Genomic DNA, 16,404 nt, shown 5'->3' on the forward strand with positions numbered 1-16,404 from the left:
AGTTTCTTTTTCAGCCGACATGAAGCTCGAACAAATTACAAAACATGCCACCCAACAACGAACACCATGTTGTGCTACTGAAATTTACAAAACTAAACCAGTATCCCCATCAACTTGGCTTTCGCCACAGCCTGAGTTCTGCGTTCTACACCCAACTTACCGTTAATCCTCCTCGCATGGGTTTTTACTGTATGTAATGAAATAAACAGTTGTTCGGCAACTTGCTGATTAGAAGCCCCTTGAGCAATCAACATCAGCACTTCGCGTTCGCGCCGACTGAGGCCTGGCGCCTGATCATCGTTATCCCGTGGCCAGGCAGAAACCTCGTTGCCAGACCCAGTGCCGGGGCAACCTCGGCGTAATTCCCACTCGCGCATGGCTTGCTGCAACCGGCAGCGCTCCGCCAGCGTTGCGGCTCGCTGGAACGCTTGCTGCGCCGCCAGCGTGTCACCGCGCGATTCGGCCAACTGGGCGAAGGCCAGCAACAGCTCCGTTTCCGCCGCCAACATGCCCTTGGCCTGAGCACTTTTCAGCAATCGTTCGATGGTGGGCAGAGCGGTTTCGTCAGGGATCGATTGCGCATTCGCGCAGGCCAGCAGGTATTCGGTGCGAATAATCAGTTCGAACGTCGCGGGTGGCGCCTGCAACGCGGAAGGTCCCCGGTAATGCCGTAACAGTCGGCTCAACGCTTCTTGCGCAAGATGTGGTCGGCCCTGCTGCAACCAGAACTGGCTGCTCACCTGCAACACGACACCGCGATAGACCGTATCGGGAATCTGCCGCTGCTGCATGACCCTTTCGGCCTCGCGCAGGCGTTCGAAAGCGCAGGCATAATCGCCGCGATTGCCGGCCAGTTGCGCCTGCCCCAGATAACCATACAAGACTCGTTTGTCTGCACTGCGCAGGCAATCTTCAAGGCCTTGGCTGAACAACTGCGCAGCCTGCTCTTCAAGGCCCATGCACAGCGCCAGTCGTCCGCGCCGCAGGGCAATCCGGCCGAGCAGCGGCACGGGCACCGTGGCGCGCTGGCGCAGCAAGTGCTCAATCTCCACCAAAAGACTTTCGGCACGCAAAGGCGCGCCTCGCTGCTCGAGCCATTGCGCATGGTCAAGCTCCAGCACCCCCTCAAACAACAGAGAGCCGTGAGCCCGCGCCAGGCACAGCGCCTCGCGGTTAAGGGCATGGGCCTGATCGAGCTCACCGCACAGCAACGCCTGCTGGGTCAGTCCCGACAAGCACATCACACGGGCCTGCCAGGCATCGTCAGCCAGTGCGGACAACCCCTCCTGAAAGCAGCCGCGTGCCGGCTCCATTTGCCCTTGCAGGTGAAACAGCCATCCCTGTTGCGCCTGCCAGCGGGCCAGCAGCTGCTGCTCCAGCTGCGCTGTCGGTTGTGGCATGAAGCGGCCGAGATGAGCCAGGCATTGCCCGGCCTGTTCGAACCGACCGGCAAACAGCAAGGCCCCGGTGACCAGCCCGACCAACTGCGGTGTCATCAGGGTCAGCTCCTGAGTTTGTTGCTCGTGCAAACGCAACAGCAGGACGACGGTCTGGTCCTCGAACAGGTCTTCGAAGCTGAAATGCTGCAACAGGCTGACGGCGGTCTCGTATTCCTCGGCCAACAACGCTTGCTCGAACGCCGCTCGCCAATCCTGCGTCGCGCTGAACCACTGACAGGCGCGCCGGTGCCAGGAACGCGCACACGGCCAGTGCGACTCCTGGATGATTCGCGACAGCGGGCGGAACACCTGGAGCCAGTCAGCGGACGCTTGCCAAGGCTCGATGAAGCAGCCCAGCACTTGCAGATCACGCAGCAACTGAGCGCCTTCGCCGGCGCCGAACAAATGCTCGCATAACGGCGCATTGAACCGTGGCAGGTGAGCCAGCACACGCCATGCCTCGTCCTGCTCCGGCGTCAGGTTGCTGAACAGTTCATGCTGCAGATAATCGAGCAGAGTGTCGACACGCTGCTGCGGTTGCAGGTTTTGCGACCAGTCGCATTTCTGCAGGAGCGCCATGCGCGACCCCGCGCACCAACCGCCAGTACGCTGGATGATACGGGTGGCGACGCGGTCCGCCTGGTCAAGCGGCAAATGGTGCAACACCGATACAACTTCATCGTGAGTCAGCGCCAGGCTGGCACTCTCGAATTCGTAGAGTTCGTCATCGAGCAACAGGCGCGGCCAGTTGCACTGCGGCCGACGGCGAGTGCTGATCCACCAGGTGAGCGCCGGGCTGCTGACCGCCAGCAAGCGATCCAGCAGAGCATCCACAGCCGGATCCGGCAGCCGACTGTAATCGTCGATAAACAGCGACGTCGGCCTCGACCAATGGGCCAGTTCCGCCATCAGCTGCGTATCATCAAGGCCTTCGACCAGCCCGAGCGCCCGCGTCAGACGCAGGCAAAATTCTTCGCTGCTGAGCGTCGCTCCCGCCAGCGGCAGCCAGATTGCCTCGCACTCCGCGCGCACCTGAAGAAGACATTCGGTGAGCAGTGCGGTTTTGCCACTGCCTGCCGGCGCGCACAACAGCCTGACCCGTGCGTTCGATGTCAGCAAAGGCGCAGTCAAGCGACTGCGAGGCTGATGATGTGAAGAAAGCCTCGGCAAAAATCCGGGTCGATCCAGGCACGGGGTCATGGCGGTCATCGGGTGAGCCTTCTTATCGTTGTGTGCTCACCCTAGCCCTCTCCCGCGCCCTTGTTGACGAGTATTCAGCACGCTGATTGATGGCCATAAAAAAGGCGACCGTGCGGTCGCCTTTTGTCCAGCGGTACAGCAGAGCCGTTAGCGCACGCCCTCGGCGCGCAGGGCCGAAGGTGTGTAATCGGCAGCCTTGGCTTCAAAACCGAATTCGAAGCTGTGCTTCTCTTCGTTCTTCATGCCCAACGCAATGTAGCGGCCGGCAATGATGTCGTAGAGCGCTTCCAGCGTGTAAGCCTGAGCCTGATGATCGTAGTAGTACTGCGCGTGACCTTCGGCAACGCGCCACAGTTGCCCGCGACCGTCGTAGTGATCGGCCAGCGCCACTTGCCAGCTGTCCTCGTCGATGTACATGTGGCGCTTGGCGTAGATGTGCCGCTCGTTCGGTTTCACCGTGCCGATCACTTCCCAGACGCGGTGCAGTTCGTAACGGGTCAGGTCCTGATTGATGTGCCCGGCCTTGACGATGTCGTCGTACTTGAGCTTCGGCGAGTCGAGCTTGTAGCTGTTGTAGGGAATGTACATTTCCTTCTTGCCGACCAGTTTCCAGTCATAGCGATCCGGAGCACCGGAGAACATGTCGAAGTTGTCGGAAGTCCTCAGGCCATCGGCCGCTGTACCCGGGCCGTCATAGGCCACTTGCGGTGCGCGCCGGACCCGGCGCTGACCGGCGTTGTAGATCCACGCCAGACGCGGTTCCTTCACCTGATCGAGAGTTTCGTGCACCAGCAGCACGTTACCGGCCAGCCGCGCCGGGGCGGTCACCGATTGCTTGAAGAAGGTCAGCACGTTGGCGGCTTTTTCCGGGTCGATGTCTTTCATCAGTTGCGGCACGGCGATCTCTTCTTCGAAGCGGATCGGCGTGTAACTGCCGTTGGTCTGCGGTGTGACCTGAGTGATGATCCGCCGCAGATTGCCGCCGTGGTAGCGGGTGATGTGGTTCCACAGCACTTCGACGCCGTTTTTCGGAATCGGAAAGGCGTAGTAGCGATTGCCGGTGAAATTGGCCAGGCCGTTGCCGTCGTTGATTGCGTTGACGTTCAGCGCGCTGCGCTTGGCCGACTCATAGATTTCCGCCGGCGCCCCCACGGTGCGGTGGGTCGGGTAAACCGGGATCTTGTAGGTTTCCGGGTAGCGTTTGAACATCGCCACCTGGCCATCGGAGAGCTTGCTTTTGTACTGCTCGACGTTCGCGGCGGTGATGGTGAACAGCGGTTTTTCGTTGGCAAACGGGTCGGCGAGGAAGCCCTTGCTGTCCACCGCACCGGCGTTTTTCGGGATGCCGCCGGTCCAGGCCGGAATCGATCCGTCCGCATTGCCGGCCTTCTCGGCGCCGAGCGGGGTCAGGCTGGTGCCGAGCTTATTCGCTTCATCCGGCGACACCGCCGCCATCACGTTGGCCGCCAGCAGACTCAAGGCCAGCACGCCACATTGCAGAATCGTTTTGCGCATTGCAGTCATCCTTCTCGGGCAGATCAGAAGTTCACGCCGAAGCTCAGGGCCACGAAGTCACGGTCTTCGAGGACGTTGTAGTCGCCACCGAAAAAGTCGGTGTAACTCAGGCTCGCGGTGTAGGTGTTGCGGTAGTCGGCATCGACGCCGAAGCTGATGGCTTTCGCACCTTCGTTGAACAGTCCGTTGGGGCCGTAACCGGCGACGTCGTGCGACCACGACAGGTTGGGCTTGAGGTTGATCCCGCCGATGACGTTGGCGTAATCGAGAATCGCCCGGGCGCGATAGCCCCACGAAGTCGAGGTGACGAAGCCGTCGGTATCGCCGCCGAAACCATACTGGCCGTAGACCGAATCACGGCCATAACGCAGCTCACTGCGTGACTCCAGACCACCGACATGCACCACCGCTGCTTCGCCGACCACGGTCAAGCGTTCGGCGCCGAGCACCTGATCGAAGAAGTGTGTGAGGGTGCTCTGGATCTGCGTGACTTCCTTGCGCCGGTAGCCTTTGTTGTCGGCACCCGGCGAAGTGGCGAGTGGCGATGCGGTGCCGCCGGCAATCGGGTTGACCAGCGCCAGGGTGAGATCGTTGGTGTTGACCTGCACCGGCGCGTTCGGCCGGTAGCTGATCTCGCCGGTCCACGCGGTGCCGGTGGGCAGCGTGGTGGAGAAACTGGCGCCGTACAGACGAATGTCTTCCGGGTATTCGAGGTAATACTGACCGCGCCCGAGCATCACGCTTTGCGCCAGCCCGGCACCACTGCCGGGCGCGAGTCCGTTGGCAATGCCGACCATGCCTGGCAACGCCGCCAGTGTCGACAGCCCCGCCGTAGTGGTGCCGACCGTCGGCGTACGGCTGTGGTAGTTCATGAAGTAGAGGCCGTACTCGGTGTCGTCGCCGAGCCAGCGCAGCGCCGTGCCCCACTGCCCGGAATCGCGCGCATCACGATCGCCGCCACGGGGGATCACCACGCCCTCCCGGGTGACCTGGATGCCTTGGCCGAACGCGGTGGTCAGCGGCACCAGTGGCGCCACCGCTGGGCTGCCGACGGTGTAGCCGTTGTTGCAACCGTCCGCCGCCACGTCGACGCCGAAGAACGTGCCGCAGTTGTCGAGAACGGTCTGGTCCCACTCCAGTTGGTAGAAGCCTTCGACCGAGAGTTTGTCGGTCAGGCTCTGCGAACCAAACAGCATGTTCACCGGAATCAGGCCTTCCTTGATCTCGGCACCGGGACGGCGGAATGCCGAGACATCAACCGGGTTGATGCTGTTGATCGAGTTGCCGATGAAGGTACTTTCGCCCCAGCTCACCACCTGCTTGCCGGCCCGCACGGTGCCGGGCAAATCAGCGATGGCGTAGTTGTGATAAACGAAGGCATCGAGGATCTGCGCGCCGGAAGACTTGGCGCCTTCCTTGCGGCCGCTGTCGCTGATCTGTTTGAACTCGCGGTCTTCGTCCTTGAGTTCGAAGTCGTACCAGTATTTGCCCCGCACAAACACGCCGGTATCGCCGTACTTCAGTTCGAGGTCATGGATGCCCTTGAAGATCTTCGAAAAGGTTTCGCCCTTCTTGAAATTCAGGCGCCCGTCATCACCGGTGGACGATTGTCCGCTGCCGCCATTGACCGTGCCGACCAGCGAGTTGTCGGCATCGCGCAGACCCCAGCTCGCGCCGACCGAAAGTGACGAGTCGAAGGTGCCTTCGATTTCGCCGATGTTGAAGGCGACCGCTTGCGCCTGGGCGCAGCAACCCAGAGCCACCGCAGCGGCCAGCGCCTGCGGTGTGAAGATGGCGCGCATTGTTGTTTTTGTCATGCGTCTTCCCCGGTGAGTGACAGAAGGCCCCACCCTACTGCCGGGTGAAGCGGTCGATAAGCGCACCAAGGAGGTATTTGCGTTGTCGCTCGAAAGGATGAATAACCTTGTACGGCGGGGCTTGGGGCGGTTCATGGACTGGCTGGATAGCGCGTCATCAGCGCCATCCATGCGCACGCCACTGTTGCGCGCCCCGTAACAGTGCATGTCTGGAATCGGTATTTTTCCTACAGGCTTGAGACCTTATTCTGAGCGCGCTTTCCTCGGCACACGCCGCAAAGCGCCAAGCTCGCCACGCTGAATCGCGAGCGACTGGCTACAGATTCTGGATAAATCGATGTTTTCGGTTTACCGCCCCGGTGTTCACTGACGTTGATTTGTAGCTCCTTGATCCAACGTCTTACCTTGGCCGCTGCGTTTGCAGCGGCCTTTTTTATGGGCGTTTAAAAAGGCTGGTTAGCGGTTCGGGAGCGCTTCCGATCAGCGCGTCAGACATTTCTTCGAAGCTCGGACGAATTCCCTCTGCATCGATGAAAACCCGCGAAAACCCTTTCGACATAACGCCCTGTTACCGACGGGCTTCTCGGATTTGATTACCGCCACTCTGATGTAACTTGAAACACCTCAACCATTCGCTGGTGACACGGATGTCATCGCCACCCGTGCGCACTTTCGAGCGAGTGAAAACGCACATTCACAAGGATATGAATATGCCAAAGCCTCCACCGTTAGAACTGGATCCGCGCCAGCGTGACATTGCCGAAGCGGTGCGCCGAGAGCAGGAAGAAATCCGCGTACGCGAACAGGCGCGTCTGGCCGCGTTGGCGGAGAAACAGCGTCGGGATACCGAACAGGCTCGACTGGCGGCTGAGACCGCGCGCCTGAATGCTGAGGCTGAAGCTCGGGAGAAAGAGCGGCTGGCTGCGTTGAAAATCGCCCAGGCCGAGGCACAAGCCAAAGCTGAAGCAGCGGCGCTGGCCAATGCGGCAGAACAGGCTCGGTTACAGGAGAAACGGAAGCATGTCTTTCCGGCTTATGGAGCAGTGGCCCGCAACGGCCCGGCCGCTTCTTTCGCTTCGACAGCCGTCCCGCTCAGCCCGGCCACCTCGGCGGGAATACTCAATGCGTTACGTACGGCAAAAGCGACCCTGACAGCGACGGGCACGGCGCTGTTCGGCAGTCCGGTACTGATGGGATTCGCAGCGCTGTTGATGCCGTCACCTCTGGGCAACGGCGAACGCTTCGCCATGAGCGTTCCACTGGCCGAGTTGTCGTCCGAGCCGGCCGAGTCGCTGCGTGAAATCGCAGACCGGCAGGGCACTTTGGAGATGCAGGTCGGGCTAGGGGTCAGGCGACTCGGTGCTGGCACGCAAGTGTTCGTCGCTATGAGCGATGACTTCCATATTCGCTCAAGTGTGCTGGTTCTCAATGCCGCATACGATCTGGTCAACGACTTATACAAGATCGCGCTATCGGACTCGCCCACCGACTTGCTGACCTGGACACCCGCTAACACACCGGGTGACCAATCGACCGCCTTGCCAATAGTGGATACCGGTTCGCCCGCCTATTCCGGCGCTTCCGTTGTTCCGATTGAAGGGCGGCTGGATCTGAACCCGATCCTGGTCGAACGCTGGGATCGATTCATCATCGTTTTTCCAGCCGATTCGGGGATAGAGCCGCTTTATGTGGTGTTCAGCAATCCTTATGAGGGAGCAACCGAAAAGGGAAAGCACAGCGGGCGTGGTTTCAACCCAGACGAGACTGGAGATGAAATGACATAGTCACTGTGTTCGCGTTACTTCAGGCAACGCCACATCTGGACATGATGATCAGACGGCACAATCGAGACCTGATCAACGAGTATGGGACCCTGGAAGCGTCGTACTCTCGGCTCTTCGCTGCGGGAATTTTGCTTGAGGGAGAAAAGGGCCTAGCTATCAAAGGACCTAACTGGAAGCCGCCCAAGTTCATGACAGAAAAAAGATACATTTGAAAACTGGAGCCACCCGCCGCGAGGGTTGGTGGCTCCGTTAACTTCAAATCGAATACTTCTGCAAATTCGCCATCATTTCCTTCAATGCTTCAATATTGTCCTTCGGATGCGCCGCCCCTTCGAAATCACAAATCTGCTGCCAGTGCGCCGCGACGTCTTCTGGCGAGAACCCTTCGCGCGGATCGAAGCCGGCACCGAGGCTGCGTTCCCAGCGCACCTTGCCCATCCAGCCGCCGCCGACTTCGAACAGGCCGGACGTTTCCTGGCATTGCTCGCTGGCCAGATACACCACCAGCGGGCTGACCAGTTCCGGCTTCAGTTGCTCGAATACTTGCGGCGGGATCAGGCCCTCGGTCATGCGCGTGCCGCCGGTCGGGGCGATGGCGTTGACCAGAATGTTGTTCTTGCGTCCTTCGATCGCCAGCGTTCGGGTCAACCCGTACAGCCCGAGCTTGGCCATGCCGTAGTTGGACTGGCCGAAATTGCCATAGATGCCTGAAGTCGATGCAGTGAAAATCACGCGACCGTAGTTTTGCTCGCGCAGATGCGGCCAGGCAGCACGGGTAACCTTGTAGGCGCCTTCAACATGGACGCGATAGACCAGATCCCAGTCGGCGTCGTCCATCTTGTGAAATGACTTGTCGCGCAGGATCCCGGCGTTGTTGACCACGACGTCGACGCGGCCGAAGGCATCAAGGGCGTTCTGTACCAGTTTGTCGCCGTCAGTCACCGAGTCGTGGTTGGCTTCGGCAATACCGCCGGCCTCGCGGATTTGCGCCACTACGCGGTCGGCAGCCGAAGCGTTGGCGCCCTCGCCCTGCGTCGAGCCACCGAGATCGTTGACCAGCACTTTGGCGCCCTGTCTGGCGAACAGCAGAGCATGCGCACGACCGAGGCCGCCACCGGCGCCGGTCACTATCACGACTTTATCTTCGAAACGCACAGGTTCATTCATCGCGGCAACTCCAGCAGGCCAAGGGATATTGCCCCGAGTGTCAGGCACGGCGCTTTGGGTCACAACGAACACGGCTGCGGCTGAATGGTGCGCGATAAGGCTGAGGGATGATCGAGTGTCAGGACGCCGAGAGCCCGTGCTCTCGGCGAGAATCAGGAGTACGCCACTTTGCGCGGAGGCAATACCAGACGATCGCGGAACGCCAGATAGTGCTTGAGTACCAGCACCGGCGCCTCGGTTTGCGGATAGTGGCCGATGCCGGGTAAGAGCACGGTGTCTGCATCAGGGATCAGTTCGCGATATCGCTCGACCATGTGCACGCCGGAGATCGGGTCAAATGCGCCATCGATCACCCGCAAGGGAATGTCACCCTGCTGCATGGCCGTCACCCAGCGCTCACGTTGCACCCGGCGCTCGGGAATGTAAGTGATCAATTTATGCAGGATGCGCGGGCCGTGGTTGCTGTCGACCAGACTCCAGTAATCATCCAGCTCGCTTTCAGTCGGCTGGGTCTGCGGGCCGAAGATCTGCCGGAAACCTTTGACCAACGCCTCACGACTGAATGCGCGACCAAGCAGCCAGCCAATCGGACTGAGCAGCAGTTTCTGCATCAGCAGCGGACGATGGGTTTCCGGAAACAGACCGCCATTAAGGAATACGCAACTGGCCACTTCAATGCGTTTTTCGTAGTGCCGCGCGAGCAGCTCCTGAGCAACGCTGTCGCCGTAGTCGTGGGCGAGGATGTGCACGGCTTGTTCAACCTGCAGATGGGCGAGCAGTGCCTGTTGCAGATCGGCCTGTTCCAGCAGGCTATAGGTGTGATTGCGCGGTTTCGCCGAATCGCCGAAACCGAGCATATCGCAGGCGATCACCTGATAACGCTGGGCCAGTGGCTGCCACAGGTAATGCCAATCCCAACTGGCGGTGGGGAAACCGTGAATCAACAGCAACGGTTCACCCTGCCCGACTGTCCAGTAGCGGATCGACTGGCCACGAAAAACAAAGGTCCGGCTGCGCTTGCGCCAGACACACAAAGGAATCTCGGCAAGTGGCATTAGAATTTATACCCCGGATCCTGCAGGTCGAGTTTGCGCAGCAGCGCCGGCCACGCCAGCGCGCCGCCCATGCCCTGCGCGCTCTTGGTGACGCCGGCAATCATCGCTTTGGCGCCGGCGAGAATCTGCGGTTCGATGGCGATCAGTTCGGTCCCTCCAGTCTGCGCCATGACCTGAATGTCGCAGGCCCGCTGGAAAGTGAACATCATCAGAAAAGTGTCGGCGATAGTCCCGCCGCAGGTGAGCAGACCGTGGTTGTGCAGCATGAGGAAACTGTTGTCGCCGAGATCGGCTTGCAGGCGCGCCTTTTCTTCATGATTCAGGGCCACGCCCTCGTAGGCGTGATAGGCCAGGCTCGACAACACGAACAACGACTGTTGACTGATCGGCAACACCCCCTGCCTTTGCGCCGACACCGCAACGCCTGACGCGGTGTGCGTATGCAGCACACAAACCACATCGTGGCGCACCTCGTGGACGGCGCTGTGAATGGTATAGCCGGCGGGGTTGATTTCGTAGGGGCTGTCCATGAGTTTGTTGCCGGCCTGATCGACTTTCACCAGGCTTGAGGCGGTAATCTCGTGGAACATCAGGCCAAACGGGTTGATCAGGAAATCTTCGGTGCCGGGCACCTTGGCCGAGATATGCGTGAAGATCAGATCGTCCCAGCCGTGCAGCGCCACCAGACGGTAACAGGCGGCAAGATCAACGCGGGTCTGCCACTCGGCAGCGCTGACCTGATCTTTGACATTCGGCGACGATTGGACGGGGGCTACGCTCACTGTATGCACCTCTGCGTTCTTCTTGTTCTGCTCGTGTCAGCAGTCTAGTCAGGCGCAGGGCATCGCGTAGTTGCATTGGCAGCCAGCTTGATGACTGAACGAGTCAGCCGGGCAAACAGCCTGGATCCGTTGCAATGCAACAACGCTTATAAGGTGCAGCGATTATTGCCCGCAATCAGCCCTTGAGCGCTTCGATCAACTGCGCCAGCCACGGCTCGGCATCGGTTTCCGGCGTGACGCTTTCGCTGGCGTCGATGCGCAACATTTCCTGAACCTCGTTTACGCCCAGTTCGGCAAACAGTTCGCGCATCTGCTCGCCACCGCCGCAGAAGGTGTCGCCATAGCTGGCATCACCGAGGGCAATCACCGCGCCGGGCAGGCCCCGCAACGAAGCAGGCAACTGATCGCGCAGCATCGAATACAACGGTTGCAGGTTGTCCGGCAGCTCGCCCATGCCAGTGGTCGAAGTGACGGCCAAAAGAGCCTCAGGAGCGAACGCCTGAATATCGGCCAGCGCGGCCCGCGAGTTGTAGAAGGTTTCAAAGCCGGCGGCTTTCAGCAGGTTCTGGGCGTGGCGGGCGACTTCTTCGGCGGTGCCGTAGACTGAACCTGAGAGGATGGCGACTTTCATCAATCTGATCCTGGAACTGAAAAAAAAGAGCCGCGATAGTAACAGCCCATGCCGCGAAGTTGCGATTGGCTCTCAATGCAAGCGGATGGCCTATAGACAGTCCGCGGCTTTCTTCTAGAATGCCTGCCACTGACATAACGGAAGGGATTCTCGGATGATCAACGCCAGCCTGCTGCAAATGGTGATCAATGCGTCGAATGACGGAATCGTGGTCGCTGAAAAGGAAGGCGAGCAGGACAACATCCTTATTTACGTCAACCCTGCCTTCGAGCGCATGACCGGTTATAGCAGTGAGGAAATCCTCTACCAGGACTGTCGTTTTTTGCAGGCTGGAGACCGTGATCAACCAAGTCTGCAACTGATTCGCGAGACATTGCGTGAAGGCGGTTCCTGCCGGGAAATCCTGCGCAACTATCGCAAGGATGGCACGCCGTTCTGGAACGAATTGTCATTGTCGACGATAAAAAATGCCGATGACGGGCAGACTTATTTCATCGGCGTGCAGAAGGATGTAACGCTTCAGGTCAAGGCGCAGCAGCGCGTTGCACAGCTGGAAGCTCAAGTGGCGGCGCTGCAAAGCGAGCTGGCGGCACTCAAAGCGACGAACGGCGCAAACAAAACCGCGAACTGACGGTCATTAACTACAATCACCAATGACTTTGTAACTATTCACTTCGAGTTAGCCATGCAGCGCGACGCCCTCCTCACCCAGGACGAGCTGGATTTCATCCAGACAATGCAGCACAACCCGCAACTGAACGTGCGGGATGCGACGTCGAGTCTGCTGGTTAATGGTGGTTCGCAGATCCGTGATCTGCTGACACGTCTGGCTGCTCACGAGCAGGTGACGATCCAGGCCAACTTCGAAAATCAACAGATGACCTTCCCGCTGCATCTGGTGGAAGACGAGTTCCACGCGCTGCATCTGCGTCTCGGGGTGCCGAGCATCTATGAAGACGGCCCGATGGTGCGGCCGTGGCGCCTGGTATTGGAAGAGCCGGTGGCATTGGAAAACGCCAAAGGCCAGCCCGGCACGCTGTGGGTGCACGAGGTGTCGCACAAAGGTGTGTTGCTGGAAGTGCGCAACAAGACCAAACCACCGAAACATTTCGCCCTATGGTTCAGCCCTTCCGGTTATGAGCGCATCTCGTTGCGCGGCCATTTCGAGCGTGAAACCGAGCAAGGTTTCTTCGCTTACGAACTGAGCCAGACCGATGCCGACGAAACCGAGCGCTTGCGCCAGTTCATCCTGCAACAGCATCGCCTGACCCACCCCGCCCTGCACGCCTGAGTCTCAGGTATCCAGCTTGCCTGCCATGAATTGCTTCATGCGTTGACGCATTGTTGCGCCCTCGTTACCCAGACATGCAACGGATGAGCCGGCCAGACTGTCTTCGGCCAGTTCCGAGGCATCGCCGGCCAGCATCAATTGGCAATCGAGGCTCAGTGCCAGACGATTCAGGCGCCGGGGCAGCTCTGGGGCGGGGGCATGATTGGAAAACAACACAAGTGCGTCAGGCTTGACCTTTTCGCAGACCAGCGTCAATTCATCGAACGGCTGGCCCGTGGTCAGCACCCGCACGCCAGAGTCGTTGCCGCTGAGAAACAACGCCGCGACCAGCAACTCCAGCTCTCTGCACTGCCCCGCGAGCGCGCTGACAATCACCCGACGCGGTTGCGCACCCCGCAACATGACAATGCGCTGCAGTACACGCACCCTGAGAAATCCGTCGAGAAACAACCATTCGCTGGTTTGCCCGAAAGCGTCCTGGCGCTGCAGCAGTTGACGCCACAACGGCATCAGAATGGCTTCGAACACCACCGGCAGCGCGTACGACGAGAAAATCTGCCCGTAGACGCGATCCAGCTGCTGATCGTCGAACGCACTGACCGCCTGCTGAACCTGCTCCTGCCATTGCTTGTAATCGGCCTGCACATGGTCATCGGGGATGAAGTTTGCCAGCACCTTCAGAGGCTCTGTTTTCGCCAGGATCTTGCCGACTTTGCTCACGGCCACGCCGCGATCGATCCAGTCGACAATGCTGCGCACGCGCTCGATATCGTTCATTGAATACAAACGATGCCCGCTTTCGGTGCGGGTCGGCTGGATGAGTCCGTAACGGCGCTCCCAGGCACGCAGGGTCACCGGGTTGACGCCAGTCAGGCGCGCCACTTCGCGGATGGGAAAAAGCTCTTCGCGCTCGATCGTGCCGAGTGCTGTCGAAGCCGGGCGAGGGTCCGTGATTACAGGCATCTGGCGGTCAACTTCCATGTCGGTTCATTGGATCCCATTTTAAACATGATGGACTGGAAACCTTCAAGTAGTGATCTGCGACGAAAGTGGCTGGTTTAATCGACAAAATCAGGAATAATCCTTGCTTGTTGTAAAGCGCAAGCCTCTACCCCGGCCTGCGTCAGGCGAAGCTCTTACCCGGAGCGACGCACTCGAAATACGGAGATACAAAATGTCTACTTCCCCCGTCACGCTAATGGTAGCGCGTCGCGTCGCCGATGGCCGTTATCACGATCTTATCGCCTGGTTGCGCGAAGGCGAGCAACTGGCCACCGACTTCCCCGGCTACCTCGGCTCCGGCGTCCTCGCGCCACCGCCCGGTGACAACGAATTCCAGATTATCTTCCGCTTTGTCGATGAGCAGACCCTGCACGCGTGGGAATACTCGGCGTCGCGTACCGCCTGGCTGAATCGTGGCAGCGATCTTTTCGAACATCCCAAAGAGCACCGGGTCAGCGGCATTGAAGGCTGGTTTGGTGCTGCCGGCCAACGCCCGCCGCGCTGGAAACAGGCCGTGGCGATCTGGCTGGCGTTTTTTCCGGTGTCGCTGATATTCAACTTTGCCCTCGGCCCGCTGCTCGCTGAGCTGAGCCTGTTGCCGCGCATCTTGATCGGCACGGCGTGCCTGACGCCGCTGATGGTGTATTTCTTCATCCCGTTGTCGACGCGTCTGCTGGCGAACTGGTTGAACAGCACGCCGACGCGGCCATTGGCTGGCGCACCGTCGGCGCAGAATCGCTGATCTGCAGCGGGCGGCGAGCCTGTTATAGTTTTCGCTTCAACCGCGATGCGAGCCGCCCATGCCAGATTCCGCAGCCCCGATCCTCATCACCGGCGCCGGCCAGCGTGTCGGTTTGCACTGCGCGCAGCGCTTGATCGAGGATGGCCACCCGCTGATTTTCACTTACCGCACCGAGCGACCGGGCGTACAGGCCCTTCGCGATCTTGGTGCGACAGCGCTGTTCGCGGACTTTTCCAGCGAGGCCGGGATTCTTGCCTTCATCGACGCGCTGAAAGCCCACACCGAGAGCTTGCGCGCCGTCGTGCACAACGCCTCCGAATGGCTGGCGGAAACCCAGGGCAGCGAAGCACAAGCCTTCAATCGCATGTTCAACATTCACATGCTCGCGCCTTACCTGATCAACCTGCACTGCGCCGAGTTGCTGCAGCGCTCGACGCCTGCCGACATCATCCACATCAGCGACGATGTCACCCGCAAAGGCAGCAGCAAGCACATCGGTTATTGCGCCAGCAAGGCCGGGCTCGACAGTCTGACCCTGTCGTTTGCCGCGCGCTTTGCGCCGGCCATCAAGGTTAACGGCATCGCCCCGGCGCTGTTATTGTTCAACCCCGAAGATGACACGGCGTACCGCACCAAGGCGTTGGCCAAGTCCGCGCTGGGTATCGAGCCGGGCAGCGAGGTGATCTATCAGAGCCTGCGCTATCTGCTCGACAATCCCTATGTCACCGGCACGACCCTGACCGTCAACGGCGGCCGGCACGTCAAATAGGCCGTCCCGCTTCAGCCGCGAGTCGAGTAAGATCCACCTGAACGCCTGCAATAGACTGGACGGAGCAAATCAATGCCACAACTTCAACCGGGAATGGCGCGCATCCGGGTCAAGGATCTGCGCCTGCGCACCTTTATCGGCATCAACGAGGACGAAATCCTCAACAAGCAGGATGTGCTGATCAACCTGACCATTCTGTACGCAGCGCAGGAGGCGGTGCGCGACAACGATATCGACCATGCGCTGAATTACCGCACCATCACCAAGGCAATCATCGCCCACGTCGAAGGCAACCGCTTCGCCCTGCTCGAACGCCTGACCCAGGAATTGCTCGATCTGGTAATGACCAATGCATCGATACTGTACGCCGAAGTCGAAGTCGACAAGCCCCACGCGCTGCGCTTCGCCGAATCGGTATCGATTACGCTCGCAGCGAGCCGCTAGCTTCAAGCTTCAAGCTTCAAGCTTCAAGCTTCAAGCTTCAAGCCGTAAGCGTTAATCTAACGCCCCCCACAATTCAATCTTGCAGCTTGTAGCTTGCCGCTTGAAGCTGTCTCGAAGAGACCCTTATGACCGAGCAACAACGCCTGGAACTCGAAGCCGCCGCCTTTCGCCGACTGGTCGCTCACCTCGACAGCCGCAAGGACGTGCAGAACATCGACCTGATGAACCTCGCCGGGTTCTGCCGCAACTGCCTGTCGAAATGGTACAAGGCCGAAGCCGACCAACGTCAGATCGAGGTCAGCCTCGATGACGCCCGCGAAGTGGTGTACGGCATGCCCTACGCCGAGTGGAAAGCCCAATACCAGCAAGAAGCCAGCGCCGAGCAGCAAGCAGCGTTTGCCAAAGGAAAACCCAATGACTGATCTGAACACCCTGCGCGCCAGCCTCAAGAGTGGCGAGCATGCTTTCGCCGACACCCTGGCGTTCATCGCCGCCGGTTATGACTACCAGCCGCAAGCATTCAACAACGGCGGCGTGGAAAACGCTGCCGGGCAGAACGAAGGCTCGTGCAAGACCCTGGGTCTGGCACTGCTGGAAGGCTTGAGCGATGAAGAAGCGCTGCTGGCTTTCGGCGAGCATTACCGTTCGGTCCTGGCGACGCCCGAGGGCAGCGATCACGGCAATATCCGCGCGTTGATCAAGCACGGCCTGGCCGGGGTTGAATTCAGCGCCCAACCCTTGACCCGCCGCTGATCCCCAACGGCCA

The 16,404-nt window shown here is 59.8% G+C and carries 16 protein-coding genes; 8 read left to right on the top strand and 8 right to left on the bottom strand.

Translation table 11 applies throughout. From position 1 onward, the window contains the following. Positions 1 to 92 precede the first annotated feature (92 nt). The 3 genes from J2Y39_RS24855 to J2Y39_RS24865 all read right to left on the bottom strand — a co-directional run bounded on the left by J2Y39_RS24855 (position 93) and on the right by J2Y39_RS24865 (position 5,971). Positions 93 to 2,648, bottom strand: coding sequence for a LuxR C-terminal-related transcriptional regulator (locus tag J2Y39_RS24855; protein WP_310220249.1), 2,556 nt, complete (start codon positions 2,646 to 2,648; stop codon positions 93 to 95). Between the two features lie 138 nt (positions 2,649 to 2,786). Further along, positions 2,787 to 4,154, bottom strand: coding sequence for a DUF1329 domain-containing protein (locus J2Y39_RS24860; RefSeq protein WP_039759308.1), 1,368 nt, complete (start codon positions 4,152 to 4,154; stop codon positions 2,787 to 2,789). Between the two features lie 23 nt (positions 4,155 to 4,177). Further along, the gene (locus J2Y39_RS24865) at positions 4,178 to 5,971 is read right to left on the bottom strand and encodes a DUF1302 domain-containing protein (protein ID WP_095180396.1); all 1,794 of its coding nucleotides are present in this window, start codon (positions 5,969 to 5,971) and stop codon (positions 4,178 to 4,180) included. 710 nt (positions 5,972 to 6,681) lie between these two features. On the opposite strand from J2Y39_RS24865, the gene J2Y39_RS24870 reads away from it, so the two are divergent. Beyond that, a complete protein-coding gene (locus J2Y39_RS24870; RefSeq protein WP_310220253.1) occupies positions 6,682 to 7,755 on the top strand; it encodes an S-type pyocin domain-containing protein in 1,074 nt (357 codons plus the stop codon). Positions 7,756 to 8,010: 255 nt separating this feature from the next. Here J2Y39_RS24870 and J2Y39_RS24875 read toward each other — a convergent pair whose 3' ends face one another. The 4 genes from J2Y39_RS24875 to J2Y39_RS24890 all read right to left on the bottom strand — a co-directional run bounded on the left by J2Y39_RS24875 (position 8,011) and on the right by J2Y39_RS24890 (position 11,390). Continuing rightward, on the bottom strand, positions 8,011 to 8,922 hold the full coding sequence (locus J2Y39_RS24875) for an SDR family oxidoreductase (RefSeq protein ID WP_041478004.1): 912 nt from the start codon (positions 8,920 to 8,922) through the stop codon (positions 8,011 to 8,013). 152 nt (positions 8,923 to 9,074) lie between these two features. Continuing rightward, complete coding sequence (locus J2Y39_RS24880; protein WP_150636130.1) at positions 9,075 to 9,977, bottom strand: alpha/beta fold hydrolase; 903 nt, start codon at positions 9,975 to 9,977, stop codon at positions 9,075 to 9,077. Beyond that, positions 9,977 to 10,759: a class II aldolase/adducin family protein gene (locus J2Y39_RS24885; protein ID WP_041478002.1), complete on the bottom strand. Its 783-nt coding sequence runs from the start codon at positions 10,757 to 10,759 to the stop codon at positions 9,977 to 9,979. The genes J2Y39_RS24880 and J2Y39_RS24885 overlap by 1 nt, the downstream gene beginning before the upstream one ends. 175 nt (positions 10,760 to 10,934) lie before the next feature. Continuing rightward, the gene (locus J2Y39_RS24890; RefSeq protein ID WP_041478001.1) at positions 10,935 to 11,390 is read right to left on the bottom strand and encodes a flavodoxin; all 456 of its coding nucleotides are present in this window, start codon (positions 11,388 to 11,390) and stop codon (positions 10,935 to 10,937) included. A gap of 154 nt (positions 11,391 to 11,544) precedes the next feature. Here J2Y39_RS24890 and J2Y39_RS24895 point away from each other — a divergent pair, with 154 nt between their 5' ends. Next, positions 11,545 to 12,021: a PAS domain-containing protein gene (locus J2Y39_RS24895; RefSeq protein WP_016771648.1), complete on the top strand. Its 477-nt coding sequence runs from the start codon at positions 11,545 to 11,547 to the stop codon at positions 12,019 to 12,021. Between the two features lie 54 nt (positions 12,022 to 12,075). After that, a complete protein-coding gene (locus tag J2Y39_RS24900) occupies positions 12,076 to 12,681 on the top strand; it encodes a hypothetical protein (protein ID WP_024011639.1) in 606 nt (201 codons plus the stop codon). Positions 12,682 to 12,684: 3 nt separating this feature from the next. On the opposite strand, the gene J2Y39_RS24905 is transcribed toward J2Y39_RS24900, so the two are convergent. Continuing rightward, a complete protein-coding gene (locus J2Y39_RS24905) occupies positions 12,685 to 13,644 on the bottom strand; it encodes a MerR family transcriptional regulator (RefSeq protein ID WP_150636757.1) in 960 nt (319 codons plus the stop codon). A 211-nt stretch (positions 13,645 to 13,855) separates the two neighbouring features. On the opposite strand from J2Y39_RS24905, the gene J2Y39_RS24910 reads away from it, so the two are divergent. The 5 genes from J2Y39_RS24910 to J2Y39_RS24930 all read left to right on the top strand — a co-directional run bounded on the left by J2Y39_RS24910 (position 13,856) and on the right by J2Y39_RS24930 (position 16,391). After that, positions 13,856 to 14,425: an antibiotic biosynthesis monooxygenase gene (locus J2Y39_RS24910; RefSeq protein ID WP_041477999.1), complete on the top strand. Its 570-nt coding sequence runs from the start codon at positions 13,856 to 13,858 to the stop codon at positions 14,423 to 14,425. Positions 14,426 to 14,483: 58 nt separating this feature from the next. Next, positions 14,484 to 15,194 (top strand): dihydromonapterin reductase, encoded by a 711-nt coding sequence (gene folM, locus J2Y39_RS24915; RefSeq protein ID WP_252887333.1) that lies wholly within the window; start codon positions 14,484 to 14,486, stop codon positions 15,192 to 15,194. A gap of 72 nt (positions 15,195 to 15,266) precedes the next feature. Further along, complete coding sequence (gene folX, locus J2Y39_RS24920; RefSeq protein WP_310220261.1) at positions 15,267 to 15,638, top strand: dihydroneopterin triphosphate 2'-epimerase; 372 nt, start codon at positions 15,267 to 15,269, stop codon at positions 15,636 to 15,638. A gap of 125 nt (positions 15,639 to 15,763) precedes the next feature. After that, positions 15,764 to 16,060 (top strand): DUF1244 domain-containing protein, encoded by a 297-nt coding sequence (locus J2Y39_RS24925; protein WP_039759325.1) that lies wholly within the window; start codon positions 15,764 to 15,766, stop codon positions 16,058 to 16,060. Then, positions 16,053 to 16,391, top strand: coding sequence for a HopJ type III effector protein (locus J2Y39_RS24930; protein WP_252877461.1), 339 nt, complete (start codon positions 16,053 to 16,055; stop codon positions 16,389 to 16,391). Before J2Y39_RS24925 ends, J2Y39_RS24930 begins: the two co-directional genes overlap by 8 nt. Positions 16,392 to 16,404 lie beyond the last annotated feature (13 nt).

Origin of the sequence: Pseudomonas sp. 2957 (assembly GCF_031456345.1) — a bacterium.
Lineage (GTDB): Bacteria > Pseudomonadota > Gammaproteobacteria > Pseudomonadales > Pseudomonadaceae > Aquipseudomonas > Aquipseudomonas siliginis.